This window comes from Amycolatopsis decaplanina DSM 44594 (genome assembly GCF_000342005.1).
Classification (GTDB): Bacteria; Actinomycetota; Actinomycetes; order Mycobacteriales; family Pseudonocardiaceae; genus Amycolatopsis; species Amycolatopsis decaplanina.
Genome location: NZ_AOHO01000058.1, coordinates 283,704 through 299,399, shown reverse-complemented (window position 1 = coordinate 299,399; position 15,696 = coordinate 283,704). Strand labels below are relative to the sequence as shown.

Here is a 15,696-nt window from a genome sequence, read left to right as displayed (position 1 = left end):
GAGTGGTAAGGACGGTTCTAACCGTCCTTACCACTCACGAGCCCCATCGATCACGCAAGCGACAGGGCCTGCCCCGGGCAGATGTGCACGGCGGTGCGCGCGTTCTCCTCCGACTCCTCGCCTTCGGGCTCGGCGTTCAGCACGATGACCGTCCCGTCGTCCTCGCTCTGGTCGAACAGATCGGGGTCGGTGAGCACGCACTGGCCCGCGCCCACGCACTTCCCGGTGTCCGCGATGATCTTCATTGGCTCCTCCTACCAGGTGACCGGAAGGGCGTGGAGGCCGTAGATCGTCGAATCGTGCTTGAACGGCAGTTCGTCGACCGGAACGGCGATCCGGATGCCCGGCATTCGCCGGAACAACGTATCGAACACGATCTGGAGTTCCAACCGTGCCAAGTTCTGGCCGAGGCACTGGTGCACACCGAATCCGAACGCGACGTGATGCCGCGCGCCGCGGTCGATGTCGAAGGTGTCGGGGTTCTCGAAACCGTCCGGATCGTGGTTGCCCGCGTTGCTCAGTCCGACGACGCCTTCACCCGCGCGGATGAGCGTGCCGCCGATCTCGACGTCCGCCGTGGCGAAGCGTGAGGTCGCCGTCTCCGCGATGGTGAAGACCCGCAGGAGTTCTTCGATCGCGGCGAGGGTCTTGCCCGGGTCCGCCTTGATCTTCGCCAGCTGATCGGGATTCTCCAGCAGGGTCACCGTGCCGAGCGAGATCATGTTCGCCGTCGTCTCGTGTCCGGCGATGAGCAGCAGGAACGCCAATCCGACGAGTTCGCCGTGGTCGGCCTCGCCCGTTTCCCGCTGCTTCAGGATCTGACGCCCGAGGAGGTCGTCCTCGGTGGCGTTCGCTTCCTTCTTGGTGACGAGTTCGTCGAGGTAGTTCTCGAGCTGCTCGAACGCGGCCATCCGTTCTTCCGCGCTGACTTCCCGGCTGAGCATCTTGGAACTGCGCGCCTGGAAGAACTCGTGGTCCGAATAGGGAACGCCGAGCAGTTCGCAGATCACCAGTGACGGAACAGGCAGGGAAAGCGCCTGGACCAGATCGGCGGGTTTGGGGCCCGCGAGCAGGGCGTCGAGGTGCTCGTCGACGATCTGCTGGATCCGTGGCTGGAGCGCCTTCATGCGCTTGACCGTGAATTCCCCGACGACGTCACGCCGGGCCTGGCTGTGCTCCGGCGGGTCCATCGCGATGAGGGACGGGCGGAACGGTTTGTCCTCGCGCCGAATCTGCCGCGCGACCATCAGCGGGAACGACGGATTCTGCCGATCGGAGCTGAAATGCGGGCTGCTCAGCATTTCGCGGATGTCTTCGAGCCGGGTGAGCGCCCAAGCCGTTTGGCCGGACGGAAGTCCGACCCGGGAAATCGGACTTTCCCGGCGAAGGCGCTCATATTCGGGCGGTGGCGAAAACGGGCACTTGCGGGCCAGCGGCAAGGTCGCGGTGGTTTCCTCGACGTCGGTCATCGGGTTGTCCTTCCCCAGAAATGTCGGGTGGGTTCGGGCGATATCGGACAGTGGGCCCCAAATAGTATGCGGATGGTTTCATTCCGCTTAGGTCACCAAGGTACTCAAGTGGAGGTGGATCGTCCACTCGCGAAGGGGTGGTTCCCGGGAAGCGTGAAGGGCACGTCCTCACGTGCGAGAATCACGGCCCTGAAGGACCCTTCGAGAGGCGAGGATCATGACAGCCGACCCCGAGACCCGCTTGCGCGCCGACGCGCGCCGGAACCGGGATCAGATCCTGGCCGCCGCGAGAGTCATCTTCGCCGCCCAAGGCGCCGAGGTCCCGATGGAGGAGATCGCGCGTTCGGCCGGTGTCGGCGTCGGCACCCTGTACCGGCGGTTCCCGGACCGGGACGCGTTGATCCGGGCGGTCGCCGTCGACAACTTCGATCGGGTCCTTCGGGACGCGAAGGCCGCGAAGGACGAGGAGTCCTCCGACTGGGATGCCCTGATCCGGCTCCTGCACCAGTCGATGGAGTTGCAGCTGAGCATCCAGCTCGCGATGGTGTCGCCTCGGGCGCTGGCGATCCTCACGAGCGATCCCGCGATCAAAGCCCTGCGCGACGAACTGCTCGAGGTGATGGACTCGTTCGTCCAGGGTGCGCAGGCGGAGGGGCGGCTGCGGCCCGACGTCGCGACCGGTGACGTGGCGATCCTGTTCGCGATCGTGCTGCGGCAGATGCCGGGCAAGAGCGCGGAGGTCGCGCGGATGGCGACCCGGCGCTGCATCGGGATCATGATCGACGGGCTCCGGGCCGCCGACTCGAACGAGCCGCTTCCGGGGCAGGCGCTGACCGGGGCCGATCTGGATCCGTAGGTTTCCGGTACATGAAGGCCCCCTTCCTGTACCTAGGCGCAAGGAAGGGGGCCTTCATGTACTTGGAGGTGTCCAACTGCGCGGAGCAGGAGGGTCAGACACCCAGCGGATGCCAGACGGTCTTCGCCTCGAGGTACCGCCGCAGCCGCGCGATGTCGGCGTCGGCCGTCCAGTCCGGCTCGGTGTCCGGGACGGTCAGGACTCGCTTCACAGTGCCCGCGGCCTCACGCGCCAGGTCCGCCCGCGCGGACGGCTCCGCGCCGGTCGGGTCGAGGGCGTTGACGTCCCCGTGCGACGCGAGCCACGAACCCAGCTCCGACGCGCGGCCGGTCAGGATGTTCGCGACCCCGCCGGGCAGGTCGGACGTCGCCAGGACCTCCGAAAGCGTGATCGCGGGCAGCGGCCGGTCCGCGCTGGAGACGACCACCGCGGTCGAACCCGTCGCCAGCACCGGGGCCAGCACACTCACCAGGCCCAGCAATGACGACTGCTGCGGTGCCAGGACGCCCACGACACCGGTCGGTTCCGGCACGGTGAAGGAGAAGTACGGGCCCGCGACCGGGTTGGCCGCGCCGAGCACGGTCGCGATCTTGTCCGTCCAGCCCGCGTACCAGACCCAGCGGTCGATCGAAGCGTCCACAAGGGACTGAGCCTTCTTCGCCGCGATGCCTTCGGAAGCCGACACCTCCGCGACGAACTGCTCGCGGCGGCCTTCCAGCATCTCCGCCACCCGGTACAGCACCTGGCCGCGGTTGTACGCCGTCGCCGACGACCAGCCGCCGAAAGCCTTGCGGGCGGCGGAAACCGCGTCGCGGACATCCTTGCGGGACGCGTGCGAGGCGTTCGCCAGGAACTTGCCCTTGGTGTCGGTGACCGGGTACACGCGGCCGGATTCCGAGCGCGGGAACTTGCCGCCGATGTAGAGCTTGTAGGTCTTCGCCACCGAAATACGGTCAGACATCGAGGTAGGCCTCCAGTCCGGTGCGTCCGCCTTCGCGGCCGAAACCCGACTCCTGGTAGCCGCCGAACGGCGCGGCGGGATCGAAGCGGTTGAACGTGTTGGCCCAGACGACGCCGGCACGGAGCTGGTTCGCCATCCAGAGGATGCGCGAGCCCTTTTCGGTCCAGATTCCGGCGGAGAGCCCATACGGCGTGTTGTTCGCCTTGGTGACGGCCTCGTCCGGCGTGCGGAAGGTCAGCACCGAAAGCACCGGCCCGAAGATCTCCTCGCGGGCGATGCGCATCGACTGCTGGACATCGGAGAACACCGTGGGAGCGAAGAAGAAACCGCGTTCCGGCACCGGGCACGGGCTGGTCCAGCGCTGCGCGCCCTCGGCGTCACCGGACTCCACGAGACCCTTGATCTTCGCGAGCTGCTCGGCGGAGTTGATCGCGCCGATGTCGGTGTTCTTGTCCAGCGGGTCGCCCAGCCGCAGCGTCGAGACGCGGTAGCGCAGCTTTTCGAGCAGTTCCTCGGCGATGGATTCCTGCACCAGCAGGCGCGAGCCCGCGCAGCAGACGTGGCCCTGGTTGAAGAAGATCCCGTTGACGATCCCTTCGACGGCCTGGTCCAGCGGAGCGTCGTCGAAGACGATGTTCGCCGCCTTGCCGCCGAGTTCCAGCGTCAGTTTCTTCGCGGTGCCCGCGATCTGGCGCTGGATGGCCTTGCCGACCTCGGTCGATCCGGTGAACGCGACCTTGTCGACGTCGTCGTGGCCCACGAGCGTGGCGCCGATGTCCCCGGCGCCGGGGAGGATGTTCACCACGCCGGGCGGGAGTTCGGCCTGCTGGCAGATCTCCGCGAACACGAGCGCCGTCAGCGGCGTGGTCTCCGCGGGCTTGAGCACGACGGTGTTGCCGGTGGCCAGCGCGGGCGCGATCTTCCACGCCAGCATGAGCAGCGGGAAGTTCCACGGGATGACCTGCCCCGCGACACCGAGCGGCTTCGGGTTCGGGCCGTAGCCCGCGTAGTCGAGCTTGTCGGCCCAGCCGGCGTGGTAGAAGAAGTGCGCGGCGGCCGTCGGCACGTCGGAATCGCGCGATTCCTTGATCGGCTTGCCGTTGTCGAGGCTTTCCAGCACGGCCAGTTCCCGTGACCGCTCCTGGATCAGGCGGGCGATGCGGAACAGGTACTTGGCGCGCTCGGAGCCCGGCATCTTGGACCAGACGCCTGTGTACGCCTTGCGCGCGGCCTTCACCGCTGTGTCCACATCGGACACCGACGCGGTGCCGACCTCGGCGAGCACCTCTTCGGTGGCCGGGTTGATCGTCTTGAGCGGCTCGCCGGAGCCGTCCACGAATTCGCCGTTGACGAACGGCCGGTAATGCGACTTGAGGTTCGCGAGGTCGCGCGATTCGGGCGCGGGCGCGTACTCGAAGATGCCCATGGATCAGTCCACCGTCACGTAGTCGGGACCGCTGTAGTGGCCGTCGGCCTGGGTGCGGCGCTGCAGCAGGAGGTCGTTGAGCAGGCTGGACGCCCCGAACCGGAACAGATCCGGGTTCAGCCACTGCTCGCCGGCGACCTCGTGCACCGCGACCAGGTACTTGATCGCGTCCTTGGTCGTCCGGATGCCACCGGCCGGTTTGACGCCGCGCAGTTCACCGGTCTGGACGAACCAGTCGCGGACGGCCTGCAGCATCACATGGGTGACGGGCAGTGTCGCGGCGGGCGAGACCTTGCCGGTGGAGGTCTTGATGAAGTCGCCGCCCGCCAGCAGCGCGAGCCAGGACGCGCGGCGGACATTGTCGTAGGTGGCCAGCTCACCGGTCTCGAGGATGACCTTGAGGTGAGCGCTGCCACAGGCCGCCTTGATGGCCTGGATCTCCTCGAAGACCTCCAGGTAGCGGCCTTCCAGGAACGCGCCGCGGTCGATCACCATGTCGATCTCGGCGGCGCCGGCGTCGACGGCGATCTTGGTGTCGGCCAGTTTGATCTCACGGCTCGTGCGGCCGGCCGGGAAGCCGGTGGCCACACTCGCGACGTGGATGCCGGTGCCGCGAAGGGCTTCGACAGCCGTCTCGACCATGTCCGGGTACACGCACACGGCCGCGACCTGAGGGGTGTCCGGGCGTTCCGGGTCGGGCCGCTTGGCCTTCGCCGCGAGCGCGCGGACCTTGCCCTGGGTGTCGGCACCTTCGAGGGTCGTCAGGTCGACCATCGAAATGGCGGTGTCGATCGCCCAGAGCTTGGCGGCCTTCTTGATGCTGCGCGTGCCGAGGCCTGCGGCCCGCTGCTCGACGCCGACCTGGTCCACACCAGGCAGCCCGTGCAGGAACCGGCGCAGGCTCGCCTCGTCGCGAGTCGCGTCCGTCAGCGGCGACGGGGTGGCCGTCGCCGCTGACGAGCTGGTCGTAGCTGTCATACGGGTGAGTGTAAGCGGCCTACAGGCTGGGCACCGGGGCCTGGGCGAGCGCCCTGGCCGGGACCACCGGCGAGCAGAACTCGGAGATCATCGGCAGCTGACGCTTGAGCGCGGCGTCCGGCGACGCGGTGAGGTCCACCGTGGCCAGCGTGGAGATGTCCTTGCCGGAATCGTCGTGGAAGCTGAGGGTGTTGAACCCGGGCAGGTCGCCGCCGTGACCCCAGACGACGTGCTCGTCCGCGCAGGCACCGGCTGTCTTGAGGTTCAGCTTCATCAGGCCGAGGCCGTACTCCATGCCGCCGCCCACCGGGACCGTCTTCTTCATCTGCGTCAGCAGGTCCGCGGGCAGCAGACGGCCGCCGAACAGCGCCTCGAAGAAGCGGTTGAGGTCCTTGCCCGACGAGACCATGCCGCCCGCGCCGAAGTAGCGCGAGTAGTTGTAGGTGGTGACATCGGTGAGGCCGCGCGGCGCGTCATATAGCTGCTCGTAACCGCGGGCGGCCGCGCCGATCAGGAACGGGAAGTCGCGGGGGAGCGAGGTGTCGCGCAGGTGCAGTGGCTTGGTGATGCGCTCGGCGAGCGCGCGTTCCAGCGACGTCCGCGTGATCTTCTCGACCAGCAGGCCGAGGACGTTGTAGCCGGTGTTGGAGTACGCCCAGCTCGTTCCGGGCTTGAACTGCAGCGGCTGCTTCGTCACGCTCAGGCGGATCTGGTCGTCGCTGTCGAAGTGTTCGAAGCGTTCGGTGTCGACCTCCGGCCCCGTCGCCCAGGAATCCTCGGGGAGCAGGTCGCGCGGGAGGCCGCTGGTGTGCTGCAGCAGCTGGCGGACGGTGATCGGCTCCGGATAAGGCAGCAGCCCCGGCAGGTAGCGTCGCACGGGCTCGTCCAGCCCGACGCGCTTTTCGGCCACGAGCTGCAGGACCAGTGTCGCGACGAACACCTTGGACACACTCGCGATCCGCCAGCGGCCCGACGCGTCGGGTTTGCCGGGGCGCTCGATGTTCGCGACGCCGCTGACGCCGCGGAAATCGTCGGCGACGGCGACCATGCCGGGGATGCCCGCGGCGACCGCCGCGTCCATCGCGGTCTGGCGTGGATCGGTCTTCCCGGCGGCCGCCGCCGGGAAGGCGGTGACGGAAAGCATCGCGGCACAAGCGACCGCGACGAAACTTCGGCGCATCGGACAGTCCCCCAGGTTGTGGTCAGCCTTCGATTTCAGGCACGGCGTTCTTGCGTGGCTTCCGCTTGACGACGACTGCACCCCAGAATGCCAGGCCGGTGATCTTCACGGTCGGCGCCGTCGGCGGCGCCGCGGGCGTCCCGGCGCGATCTTCCAGCTCGAAGGCGCCCATGAAGCCGATTCCGGTGACGTCCACGTTGATGTCGTCGGGCACGATGATGTCGATCCCGCCCATGATCGCGACCGCGGTGATCGTCGAGTGCTTCTCGGCGAACCGCGCGTGCCGCAGGTCGAGTTCCGCGCCGCCCCAGAACGCGAAACTGTTGTGCTGCGGCGGGACGACCCAGCTGCCCTTGCGCGACGCGCCGGACATGACGGCGATCGAGGCGCCGGAGCCCGGATGCCCGCCGATGCGGTCGTCGGGCAGGCCGAGCGCGCGCGAGGTCGCCGGCTCGATCGCCGACCGGGACTGCTGGGGCAGATCCGCGGTGACCGGTTTGAGATCGCCGACGGTCTTGGCCGCGTAGACGGTGGTGAGCCGTTCTTCCAGCTCGTTGATGGTGATGCGCCCTTCGGACATCGCCGCGTGCAGCACCTGCGCGACCTGCTCGCGGTCGGCGTCGGAGATGCGCATCTGTTCGGGGCCCGGCAGGGCCGGCTCTTCACTCACACGGAGGAGCCTAGCGCCGAGAAGAGGGCCAAGGGTCCATCTTATGGTCGACAGTGGCATCCTCCCGTGATGGGGAACTCACTACCCGGCGCCGTGAAGCTGCCGGACGGGGTCGAGGTGCGAGGACGGGGCCTTGGTCGCCCCTGGCCGGACGGCCCCTCGCCTGATTTCGGACTGTATTTGGGCGGCGCGAGGCTGCGCCGGAAGCACGATCACAAGATGGACTGGGAACGGGCGTGGATCCGCTGGCCCGACTTCCTGCTCCCGACGGACTGGGCGGACGCGCGGCGGCGGATCGTCGATCTGCACGGCAGGGCGGCGGCAGGGGAAGGCGTCGAGGTCGCCTGTCACGGCGGAGTCGGGCGGACCGGCACGGTGCTGTCCTGTCTGGCCACCCTTTCCGGGCTGAGCGCCGACGAAGCCGTGGCGTGGGCGCGGGCCAACCACCACGAACGCTCGGTGGAGACACCATGGCAGCGCCGCTGGGTCGGCTGGTTCGCGCGGCAGGCGTGACGGGATAAATTGACCGGTATGGATGTGCACGTCGTTGATCACCCGCTGGCCAAGGCCAGGCTCTCCACCATGCGCGACGCGCGCACCGACAGCGCCGCCTTCCGCGCGGCGCTGCACGAACTGACCGTCATGCTGGTCTACGAAGCCACGCGCGACATGCCCGTGCGGATCGAGCGGATCCACACCCCGGTGGCGCGCACCGACGGCTACGCGCTGGCGAGTCCGCCTCTGCTCGTGCCGGTGCTGCGGGCCGGGCTCGGGATGGCGGACCAGGCGCACAAGCTGATCCCCGACGCCCAGATGGGTTTCGTCGGACTCGCCCGCGACGAGGAGACGCTCAAACCGACGCCGTACCTCGAGTCGCTGCCCGAATCGCTCGCCGACCGGCCGGTGCTGGTGCTCGACCCGATGCTGGCGACCGGTGGGTCGATGGAGTACACGATCCGGTTGCTCACCGACCGGGGCGCCACCGACGTCACCGCGATCTGCGCGCTGGCGGCACCCGAGGGCATCGAGCACCTGGAGAAGACCGGGCTGCCGCTGCGGGTGGTGACCGCGAGCGTCGACGAGCGGCTGAACGACTCCGGGTTCATCGTGCCGGGACTCGGGGACGCGGGGGATCGGCAGTACGGGGCGGTCTGATCCGTTTCGCAACATCTCCGCCGTTGCCGGTCACTGACAGGTGTGACCAGAACAGTGACCGGAACGGTGGGGGTGCCGGTGGACTCACGCGAACCTCCTCCCGGCAGGAGCGACACGGAGCTTTGGCAGGCGGCCGCGGGTGGTGATCATGGGGCGTTCACCGAGCTGTTCGAACGCCACGTCCAGTCGGTGTGGAACCACGCCTACCGGCTCACCGGGTCGTGGGCGTCGGCCGAAGACCTGACGTCGGCGACCTTTCTCACCGCCTGGCGGCGCAAGGCGGACATCACGCTCATTCGCGACAGCGCGCTGCCCTGGCTGTACACCGTCGCGGGGAACCTCGCGCGCAGCGAACACCGCAGCACCGGGCGTCGGCTCCGGCTCGTCCGGCGGCTGCCGGAACCCCGGTCGGTGTCCGACCACGCCGACACCGTCGTCGACCAGCTCGACGGCGAAGACCGCCTTCGGCAAGTACTCGCCTTGGTCGCGAAGCTGCCGAAGTCGCAACGTCAGGCCGTCGAACTCTGCCTGCTCGGCGATCTCTCCCTTTCCGACGCCGCCGAACTGCTCGGCGTCGCCGAGGTGACCGTTCGCGCCCACATCTCGCGGGCCCGTGCGCAGCTGCGGGCCGCCCTGGAGGAGAAATGACCGACGACCTCGGCCTGCCCGGCAGGCGTGAACTCCCCCCGGAAGTGCTGGACAACCTGCGGATGTCCCTGCGGGAGGGAATGGGAAAACCCGCGCGGCGGCGATGGCCGATCGTCGCCGCCGCGGCCGCCGTCGTGCTGGTCCTCGCGGGCGCGCTGGTCGCGACCGTGGTCATCCGGGAGCCGGACGGACCGGGTCCTGCCGTCGCGAGCGACCCTGACTTCGCCCTCGAACTGCCGAAGGCCATCCCGGCCATGGACCGGTGCTGGGCGGAGATCCGGAAGCAGGACAGGACAGCGGATTTCCCCGTCCGGGACGAGTGGGTGCCGCAATTCACCGTCGCCCCTTCCTGGACGTCCGTCACGGTCGTCGCGGTGCGCGCGGGCGACAAGATCTTCTTCTGTGAAACCACGTCGACCACGGTGACGGTCTCCGACCCGAACGCCGCCCCGTCCTACGCCGCGGGGACCAAGGCCGCCGCGCTGCTGATGAGTCGCGCCGGGACGGTCGCGGGGGTGGCCGACCCCGGCTGGGAGAAGATGGAGCTCTTCGGCCGGACGGCCGACACGACGGGCGGGTCCGAGGTGCACGTCTTCCGGAACGGGAACCTCTTCGTGGAGCTTTCGCAGTCCAAGCCTTCGCGGACCACGTACTCGGTCGGGCCGTACACCGGGGCGCCGGACGAGGGCATCACCGACGCGCCGCACGCCCTCCCGCCCGCGCCCGAGCCGGCTGTGACGAACATCGATCGCGTCCCGCCCTCGGTGCCGAGCCGGGACACGCCGGCGGGAGAGTTCTTCAAGACCTGCCTCGCCGGTGCGACCGAACCGCTGCCCGACGAGGACGCGTACGAGATCGGCACGCTGCTCGAAGGCGACGATGTCAAGGTGGTCACCGCCCGGCTCGGCGACAGGATCGCCGTCTGCCAGGGCGGGCTCGGATACCGCGACGGGACGAGCGAGTACTACCGTGTCTTCGCCGACGTGACCACCGAGCGGCGACCGGTGCGCAAACTTTTGGTCGAAACGCTCGGCGCCGCCGAGCAGGGCGGGTCCGGCAACGCGCAGAACCCGTTCGTCGGGGTCGTTCCGCTGGCCGCGACCACGGTGAAGCTCGATTTCGGGGCGGGCAAGAAGGTCGACGCGGCGGTCACCGCCGGGACTTTCGCCGTCTGGCGACCGAAGCTCCCGGGGGCTATGGACCCGAACTCGCAGGTGGGCGTCGTCGTCCTCGATGCCGAGGGGAAGACGCTCCACGAGGGCACCCTGCCGCTCTACTGATCGCGTTCAGCCCACTAAACGCGATGCGCCCTCACCAGGGCGGTCGCGATGTCCGTGAAGGCCTCCTTGAGAGACCCAGAGTCCCTCAAGGAGGCCTTCACGGACTTGCGCCCAGCGCGCCCCACCGGCCCGCCCGGATCGCGTTTAGGCCGCTAAATGCGATCTGTCACCGGCGCAGCCAGCCTGAGGCGTTCGCCCGCAGCGCGGTCTCGTAAGCCGCGCTCACGATGAACTCCTCCGGCAGGTTCCCGTTCAGCTCCAGCGACACGAGCCCGTGCACGAATCCCCAGCAGGCCACCGTGATGACCTCGGGTGGCACGTCGGGGAAGACCCCGTCGGCGACGGCCTTGCGGATCGTCTCCTCCAGCGGCGCCATCGTGGCGCGCGCCTGGCCTGCCGTTTCGTCCGCGGGCTCGAAACCCGGCACCGACTTCGTGAACATGATCGCGTAGAGGTGCGGGTCGGCCAGCGCGCTTTCCCGGTACGCGACGCCGAGCCGCACCAGGTCCTCGACCGGATCACCGCTCAGCGTCACCCCCGACATCCGGAGGCCGAAGCGGCGGAATCCTTCGGCGAACAGGGCGCTGACGAGGTCCGTTTTCCCACCGAAGAGCGAATAGACCGCGGTGGTGGACGTGCCGACGTCGGAGGCCAGTTTGCGGAGGCTGAGGGCCTTCGGGCCGTCGGCCGAGATGAGCTCACCGGCGCGGTCCAGCAGTTTCAGCCGGAGGTTCTCGTCGTGCGTCCTGGGGCGGGGCATGATCCCAGGGTATCGCAACGCTGTTATCAATCGCTCCGATTCGGAGTTGACCTGGAGCGCACTCCAGGTCGTAGTGTCGTTCACATGAGCTACTCGATAGCGGAAGCCGCGCGACGTAGCGGACTGTCCATCGACACTCTCCGGTACTACGAGCGCATCAAACTCGTCGAGCCCCCGGCGCGGGACGCCGCGGGGCGCCGCGCCTACACCGACGACGACCTCGGGTGGCTGGGGTTCCTGACCAAGCTGCGCCTGACCGGCATGCCCATCAAGCGGATGCGGGAGTACGCCTCCCTGCGCCACCACGGGGCGGCGAGCGCGGGACGGCGCAAGGCGATCCTCGTCGACCAGCGCAAATCGGTCGCCGATCGGATCGCCGAGCTGCAGACCTGCCTCGACATCCTCGACTACAAGATCGACCACTACGACCAGGTGGAGCGCAAGGTGCTCGGCACCGGAGCCACCGTGGAGGGAATTTCAGCGTGATCAGCACCAGGAGGCTCGGCGGTCTGGAAGTCGGGGCGCAGGGACTCGGCTGCATGGGGATGAGCCAGGCCTACGGCGTCCGCGACGACGACACGGAGTCGATCGCCACCGTCCACCGTGCCCTCGAACTGGGCGTGACCCTGCTCGACACCGCGGACGTCTACGGCGCGGGAGCGAACGAAGAGCTGGTCGGCCGCGCGATCGCGGGCAAGCGGGACCAGGTCGTGCTGGCGACCAAGTTCGGCATCGTCTGGGACAAGGACGGCGGGATGTCCGCGCGCGGCGACGCGGCGTACGTCAAGCAGAGCTGCGAAGAGTCCCTTCGCCGGCTGAACGTCGACCACATCGACCTCTACTACCAGCACCGCGTCGACCCGAATACGCCGGTCGAGGAGACCTGGGGCGCGCTCGCGGAGCTGGTCCAGGAGGGGAAGATCCGGTTCGCCGGGATCTCCGAGGCCAGTGCCGAGACGATCCGTCGCGCGCACGCCGTCCACCCGGTGACGGCGCTGCAGAGCGAGTGGTCCCTGTGGACTCGCGGAATCGAAGGCGAGATCCTCTCGACCGCCCGTGAGCTGGGCATCGGCATCGTGCCGTTCTCGCCGCTCGGCCGCGGTTTCCTCACCGGCAGCGTGACGTCGGTGAAGGATCTCCCGGCGGACGACATGCGCCGCGGGCTGCCCCGGTTCGCCGAGGGCAATTTCGAGCGCAACATGGCGATCGTCGAGGCGCTGCGCGCGCTGGCCGAGCGGAAGGGCGTCACCGCCGGACAGCTGGCTCTCGCGTGGGTGCAGGCCCAAGGCGACGACGTCGTGCCGATCCCGGGCACCAAACGGCGCAAGTACCTCGAAGAGAACACCGCCGCCGCGGAGCTGAAACTGTCCGAAGCGGACATCGAGGCCATCGAAAAGGCCGCGCCCGTCGAGTCGATCGCCGGTGAGCGTTACCCGGAGCGGCTCGCCCGCGCCGCCGGCAAGTAAAACCCCCAAAGAATTGCGAGAGAAATCATGACGGGTTCCACCCTGCCCGAACGCAGGCTCGGCACGCTGGAAGTCGGCGCGCAGGGGCTCGGCTGCATGGGCATGAGCGAGTTCTACGGCCAAGGGGACGACACCGAATCGATCGCGACGATCCACCGCGCGATCGAACTGGGGGTCACCCTGATCGACACGGCCGACATGTACGGCTTCGGCCGCAACGAGGAGCTGGTCGGCCGCGCCCTGGTGGGCAAGCGTGACCAGGTCGTGCTGGCGACCAAGTTCGGCATCGTGCGCGACGAGGAAGATCCTTCGAAGCGCGGGATCCGGGGCGACGAATTCTATGTGCGGCAACAGGTCGAGGCATCGCTGCGCCGGTTGGACGTCGACCACATCGACCTCTACTACCAGCACCGGGTCGATCCGAACGTGCCGATCGAGGATACGGCGGGCGCCCTGTCCTCGCTGGTCGAGCAGGGGAAGATCCGGCACATCGGATTGTCCGAGGCCGGTCCGGAGACGATCCGGCGAGCGCACGCCGTGCATCCGGTGACGGCGGTGCAGACGGAATGGTCCCTGTGGTCGCGCGACATCGAGAACGAGGTCGTCCCGGTCTGCCGGGAGCTGGGCATCGGGCTGGTGCCGTATTCGCCGTTGGGCCGCGGCTTCCTCACCGGCCGCTTCAAGTCCAAAGAGGACTTCGCGGAAGGCGACTTCCGGCGGACTACCCAGCCGCGTTTCGCCGAAGGCAACCTGGAGCGGAACCTCGCGATCGTCGAGGCGCTGCGGACGCTGGCCGAGCAGAAGGGCGTCACCGCCGGGCAGCTCGCGCTGGCGTGGGTCCAGGCCCAGGGTGACGACGTCGTACCGATCCCGGGCACGAAGCGGCGCAAGTACCTCGAAGAGAACGTCGCGTCCGTCGGCTTGAAGCTGACCGCCGAGGACATGGCCGCGATCGAGGCGGCGGTCCCGGCCGACGCGGTCGCGGGGGAGCGGTACCCCGAAGCGTCCATGCGAACGCTGTCCCGCTGACCGTATCTCGAGTGCTCAGGAACGTCACACGCGTGCTTGGAGCCGGATCACGATGATCCGGCTCCAAGCACGTGAGTCACGGCTTCGAACACGCGAGTTACGTTGTCAGAGAAGGGATTTGACCGCCTCGACCACGCCGTCGACCGCCACGGTCTGCTGCTCGCGGGTCGCGAGACCGCGCACCGTCACGTTCCCGGCGTCCCAGTCCTCCTGGCCCACGATCACCACGGCTCGCGCTCCGGCCTTGTCGGCTCGGGTGAGCTCCTTGCCCAGTTTGCGGAGCTCGACGGGCGTGGACGTGCGCAGACCGGCCTTGCGGAGCCGTCCCGCGACCTCGCGCGCGGCGTCGGTGAGCTCTTCGACCACCGGGATCACCACGACATCGACCTCACTGCGCGGCTTCGGGGTCAGGCCGTGGGTGTCGAGGAAGTCGATCAGGGTGACGTCACCCATGCCGAAGCCGATCCCGGGGATCTGCTGAGACGTGAACAACGACGCCAGGTCGCTGTACCGCCCGCCGCCGAAGAGGGCACGACGGTTCTCCGGAGAGGTGTCGAAGACCTCGAACACGGTCGACGTGTAGTACGCGAGCCCGCGCACGATCATCGGATCGAACGTGATCAGGTCCGCGGCGCCGCTGCTGAGCACCTTGACCAGGTTCGAGTTCTCCTTGACCTGTTCCGGCAGTTCGTCGAGCAGGGCGGCGCCGGACGTCAGCGTCTCGGCCAGCTTCTCGAACTGCTTCTCGGTCAGGCCGATCTCGGTCGCGGTGTCGCTCAGCTTCGCGCGGTCCGACTTCTCCCAGCGGTCCACCAGGGTGAACACCTGCGGCAACTGCTCCGCGGTCACGCCGACGATGTCGGTGAGCGCCGACGAAAGCAGGTTCCGGTCGTTGGCACGCACCTGGAACATGTCCGGCGTCGCCCCGAGCGCGCTCATCATGTCGTGGACGAGCTCGAAGATCTCGATCTCGCAGTTCGCGCTGTCCGAACCGAAGATGTCCGCGTTGATCTGCCAGTGCTCGCGGACCCGGCCACGCTGCGGCCGCTCGTAACGGTGGCAGTTCGGGTGGCTGTACCAGCGCACCGGGAACTGCAGCGACTTGGCGTTGCCCGCGATCATCCTGGCGACCGACGGGGTCATCTCCGGGCGCAGCGCCAGCCGTTCGCCGCCCTTGGTGGTCAGCGTGTACAGCTGCTGGTCCGCGATCTCCTGCCCGGACTTCCGCTCGTAGATCTCGGCGGGTTCGAGGATCGGCCCGTCGTAGCGGAGGAAGCCCCGCAGTTCGAGCACGTCGTAGAGATGGCCGAACACCTGCGTCCGGACGGACATCTCGGCGGGCAGGAAGTCGCGGGTCCCCTTGGCGGGGGCTGTCGGCAGGTATTCAGGCACGTCAGCAAGCTTAACGAGCCGTTTCCAGTGGTTTTGTCAGGGGAAGGCCACGCCGTACGCGGTGGTCAGGATCGCCGCCCCGAGCAGGACCGCCCCGGCGCTCGTGACCCGTCCGCCGAGCTTGCCCTTGCCCGGCGCCAGGTGCAGGAAGAAGCCACCGGATTGGGCGAGCACACCGAACAGCAGCAGGAAGCACACGATCCACCGACCGGCGTCCGGGAGCCCGGTCTGTCCGAGGATCTGCAGCGTGACCAGCGCCAGTACCAGCAGGACACCGGCGTGGGCGTGGCCGGCGCGGAACATCCCGCGCTGGTGTTCGGTCAGTTTCTTCTCGCGCAGGACGCCCATCAGCGCGTAACCGCCGTACATCACCGTCGGCAGCGAAACGAGCGCGATGACGGTGAACAGCCTGATCGGGCCTTCCAT

Annotated in this window: 18 protein-coding genes; 8 read left to right on the top strand and 10 right to left on the bottom strand. The window is 68.4% G+C overall.

Annotated features, from left to right (window positions below; genetic code table 11):
• Nucleotides 1-50 precede the first annotated feature (50 nt).
• A complete protein-coding gene (locus tag H074_RS20775) occupies nt 51-245 on the bottom strand; it encodes a ferredoxin (protein ID WP_007032025.1) in 195 nt (64 codons plus the stop codon).
• Nucleotides 246-254: 9 nt separating this feature from the next.
• Entirely contained in the window at nt 255-1,469 is a 1,215-nt protein-coding gene (locus tag H074_RS20770; RefSeq protein WP_007032024.1) for a cytochrome P450, read from the bottom strand.
• A gap of 217 nt (nt 1,470-1,686) precedes the next feature.
• Between H074_RS20770 and H074_RS20765 the strand changes: the two genes are divergently transcribed.
• A complete protein-coding gene (locus H074_RS20765; protein ID WP_007032023.1) occupies nt 1,687-2,325 on the top strand; it encodes a TetR/AcrR family transcriptional regulator in 639 nt (212 codons plus the stop codon).
• A 94-nt stretch (nt 2,326-2,419) separates the two neighbouring features.
• On the opposite strand, the gene H074_RS20760 is transcribed toward H074_RS20765, so the two are convergent.
• From H074_RS20760 to H074_RS20740, 5 genes are read right to left on the bottom strand one after another with little or no spacing between them, the layout of a single operon-like run.
• The gene (locus tag H074_RS20760; RefSeq protein ID WP_007032022.1) at nt 2,420-3,286 is read right to left on the bottom strand and encodes an aldehyde dehydrogenase family protein; all 867 of its coding nucleotides are present in this window, start codon (nt 3,284-3,286) and stop codon (nt 2,420-2,422) included.
• Nucleotides 3,279-4,712, bottom strand: coding sequence for an aldehyde dehydrogenase family protein (locus H074_RS20755; RefSeq protein WP_007032021.1), 1,434 nt, complete (start codon nt 4,710-4,712; stop codon nt 3,279-3,281). Before H074_RS20755 ends, H074_RS20760 begins: the two co-directional genes overlap by 8 nt.
• A gap of 3 nt (nt 4,713-4,715) precedes the next feature.
• Nucleotides 4,716-5,690, bottom strand: coding sequence for a deoxyribose-phosphate aldolase (deoC, locus tag H074_RS20750; protein WP_007032020.1), 975 nt, complete (start codon nt 5,688-5,690; stop codon nt 4,716-4,718).
• A gap of 19 nt (nt 5,691-5,709) precedes the next feature.
• Nucleotides 5,710-6,870: a serine hydrolase domain-containing protein gene (locus H074_RS20745; RefSeq protein ID WP_007032019.1), complete on the bottom strand. Its 1,161-nt coding sequence runs from the start codon at nt 6,868-6,870 to the stop codon at nt 5,710-5,712.
• A 22-nt stretch (nt 6,871-6,892) separates the two neighbouring features.
• A complete protein-coding gene (locus tag H074_RS20740; RefSeq protein WP_039922973.1) occupies nt 6,893-7,504 on the bottom strand; it encodes a DUF1707 SHOCT-like domain-containing protein in 612 nt (203 codons plus the stop codon).
• 105 nt (nt 7,505-7,609) lie between these two features.
• Between H074_RS20740 and H074_RS20735 the strand changes: the two genes are divergently transcribed.
• From H074_RS20735 to H074_RS20720, 4 genes are read left to right on the top strand one after another with little or no spacing between them, the layout of a single operon-like run.
• Complete coding sequence (locus H074_RS20735; RefSeq protein WP_200865800.1) at nt 7,610-8,053, top strand: protein-tyrosine phosphatase family protein; 444 nt, start codon at nt 7,610-7,612, stop codon at nt 8,051-8,053.
• Nucleotides 8,054-8,071: 18 nt separating this feature from the next.
• Nucleotides 8,072-8,695: a uracil phosphoribosyltransferase gene (gene upp, locus H074_RS20730; protein WP_007032016.1), complete on the top strand. Its 624-nt coding sequence runs from the start codon at nt 8,072-8,074 to the stop codon at nt 8,693-8,695.
• Between the two features lie 54 nt (nt 8,696-8,749).
• Entirely contained in the window at nt 8,750-9,343 is a 594-nt protein-coding gene (locus H074_RS20725) for an RNA polymerase sigma factor (protein ID WP_007032015.1), read from the top strand.
• Entirely contained in the window at nt 9,340-10,623 is a 1,284-nt protein-coding gene (locus H074_RS20720; RefSeq protein WP_007032014.1) for a hypothetical protein, read from the top strand. The genes H074_RS20725 and H074_RS20720 overlap by 4 nt, the downstream gene beginning before the upstream one ends.
• A gap of 166 nt (nt 10,624-10,789) precedes the next feature.
• Here the strand turns inward: H074_RS20720 and H074_RS20715 are convergent, their stop codons facing one another.
• Complete coding sequence (locus H074_RS20715; protein WP_007032013.1) at nt 10,790-11,383, bottom strand: TetR/AcrR family transcriptional regulator; 594 nt, start codon at nt 11,381-11,383, stop codon at nt 10,790-10,792.
• 84 nt (nt 11,384-11,467) lie between these two features.
• Between H074_RS20715 and H074_RS20710 the strand changes: the two genes are divergently transcribed.
• The 3 genes from H074_RS20710 to H074_RS20700 are packed head-to-tail and all read left to right on the top strand — an operon-like array spanning nt 11,468 to nt 13,878.
• Nucleotides 11,468-11,869 (top strand): MerR family transcriptional regulator, encoded by a 402-nt coding sequence (locus H074_RS20710; protein WP_007032012.1) that lies wholly within the window; start codon nt 11,468-11,470, stop codon nt 11,867-11,869.
• The gene (locus tag H074_RS20705) at nt 11,866-12,849 is read left to right on the top strand and encodes an aldo/keto reductase (RefSeq protein ID WP_007032011.1); all 984 of its coding nucleotides are present in this window, start codon (nt 11,866-11,868) and stop codon (nt 12,847-12,849) included. Before H074_RS20710 ends, H074_RS20705 begins: the two co-directional genes overlap by 4 nt.
• Before the next feature lie 27 nt (nt 12,850-12,876).
• The gene (locus tag H074_RS20700; protein ID WP_007032010.1) at nt 12,877-13,878 is read left to right on the top strand and encodes an aldo/keto reductase; all 1,002 of its coding nucleotides are present in this window, start codon (nt 12,877-12,879) and stop codon (nt 13,876-13,878) included.
• Between the two features lie 105 nt (nt 13,879-13,983).
• Here the strand turns inward: H074_RS20700 and hisS are convergent, their stop codons facing one another.
• On the bottom strand, nt 13,984-15,270 hold the full coding sequence (gene hisS / locus H074_RS20695; protein WP_007032009.1) for a histidine--tRNA ligase: 1,287 nt from the start codon (nt 15,268-15,270) through the stop codon (nt 13,984-13,986).
• Between the two features lie 36 nt (nt 15,271-15,306).
• Complete coding sequence (locus tag H074_RS20690) at nt 15,307-15,696, bottom strand: hypothetical protein (protein ID WP_007032008.1); 390 nt, start codon at nt 15,694-15,696, stop codon at nt 15,307-15,309.

Excerpts from the sequence above, each read along its gene's own strand:
- H074_RS20760 (WP_007032022.1), bottom strand. The coding sequence starts at position 3,286 with ATGTCTGACCGTATTTCGGTGGCGAAGACCTACAAGCTCTACATCGGC.
- H074_RS20775 (WP_007032025.1), bottom strand. The coding sequence starts at position 245 with ATGAAGATCATCGCGGACACCGGGAAGTGCGTGGGCGCGGGCCAGTGC.
- H074_RS20765 (WP_007032023.1), top strand. The coding sequence starts at position 1,687 with ATGACAGCCGACCCCGAGACCCGCTTGCGCGCCGACGCGCGCCGGAAC.
- H074_RS20755 (WP_007032021.1), bottom strand. The coding sequence starts at position 4,712 with ATGGGCATCTTCGAGTACGCGCCCGCGCCCGAATCGCGCGACCTCGCG.
- H074_RS20715 (WP_007032013.1), bottom strand. The coding sequence starts at position 11,383 with ATGCCCCGCCCCAGGACGCACGACGAGAACCTCCGGCTGAAACTGCTG.
- H074_RS20745 (WP_007032019.1), bottom strand. The coding sequence starts at position 6,870 with ATGCGCCGAAGTTTCGTCGCGGTCGCTTGTGCCGCGATGCTTTCCGTC.
- H074_RS20735 (WP_200865800.1), top strand. The coding sequence starts at position 7,610 with ATGGGGAACTCACTACCCGGCGCCGTGAAGCTGCCGGACGGGGTCGAG.
- H074_RS20710 (WP_007032012.1), top strand. The coding sequence starts at position 11,468 with ATGAGCTACTCGATAGCGGAAGCCGCGCGACGTAGCGGACTGTCCATC.
- H074_RS20770 (WP_007032024.1), bottom strand. The coding sequence starts at position 1,469 with ATGACCGACGTCGAGGAAACCACCGCGACCTTGCCGCTGGCCCGCAAG.
- deoC (WP_007032020.1), bottom strand. The coding sequence starts at position 5,690 with ATGACAGCTACGACCAGCTCGTCAGCGGCGACGGCCACCCCGTCGCCG.
- H074_RS20740 (WP_039922973.1), bottom strand. The coding sequence starts at position 7,504 with ATGCGCATCTCCGACGCCGACCGCGAGCAGGTCGCGCAGGTGCTGCAC.
- upp (WP_007032016.1), top strand. The coding sequence starts at position 8,072 with ATGGATGTGCACGTCGTTGATCACCCGCTGGCCAAGGCCAGGCTCTCC.
- H074_RS20720 (WP_007032014.1), top strand. The coding sequence starts at position 9,340 with ATGACCGACGACCTCGGCCTGCCCGGCAGGCGTGAACTCCCCCCGGAA.
- H074_RS20700 (WP_007032010.1), top strand. The coding sequence starts at position 12,877 with ATGACGGGTTCCACCCTGCCCGAACGCAGGCTCGGCACGCTGGAAGTC.
- H074_RS20690 (WP_007032008.1), bottom strand. The coding sequence starts at position 15,696 with ATGGAAGGCCCGATCAGGCTGTTCACCGTCATCGCGCTCGTTTCGCTG.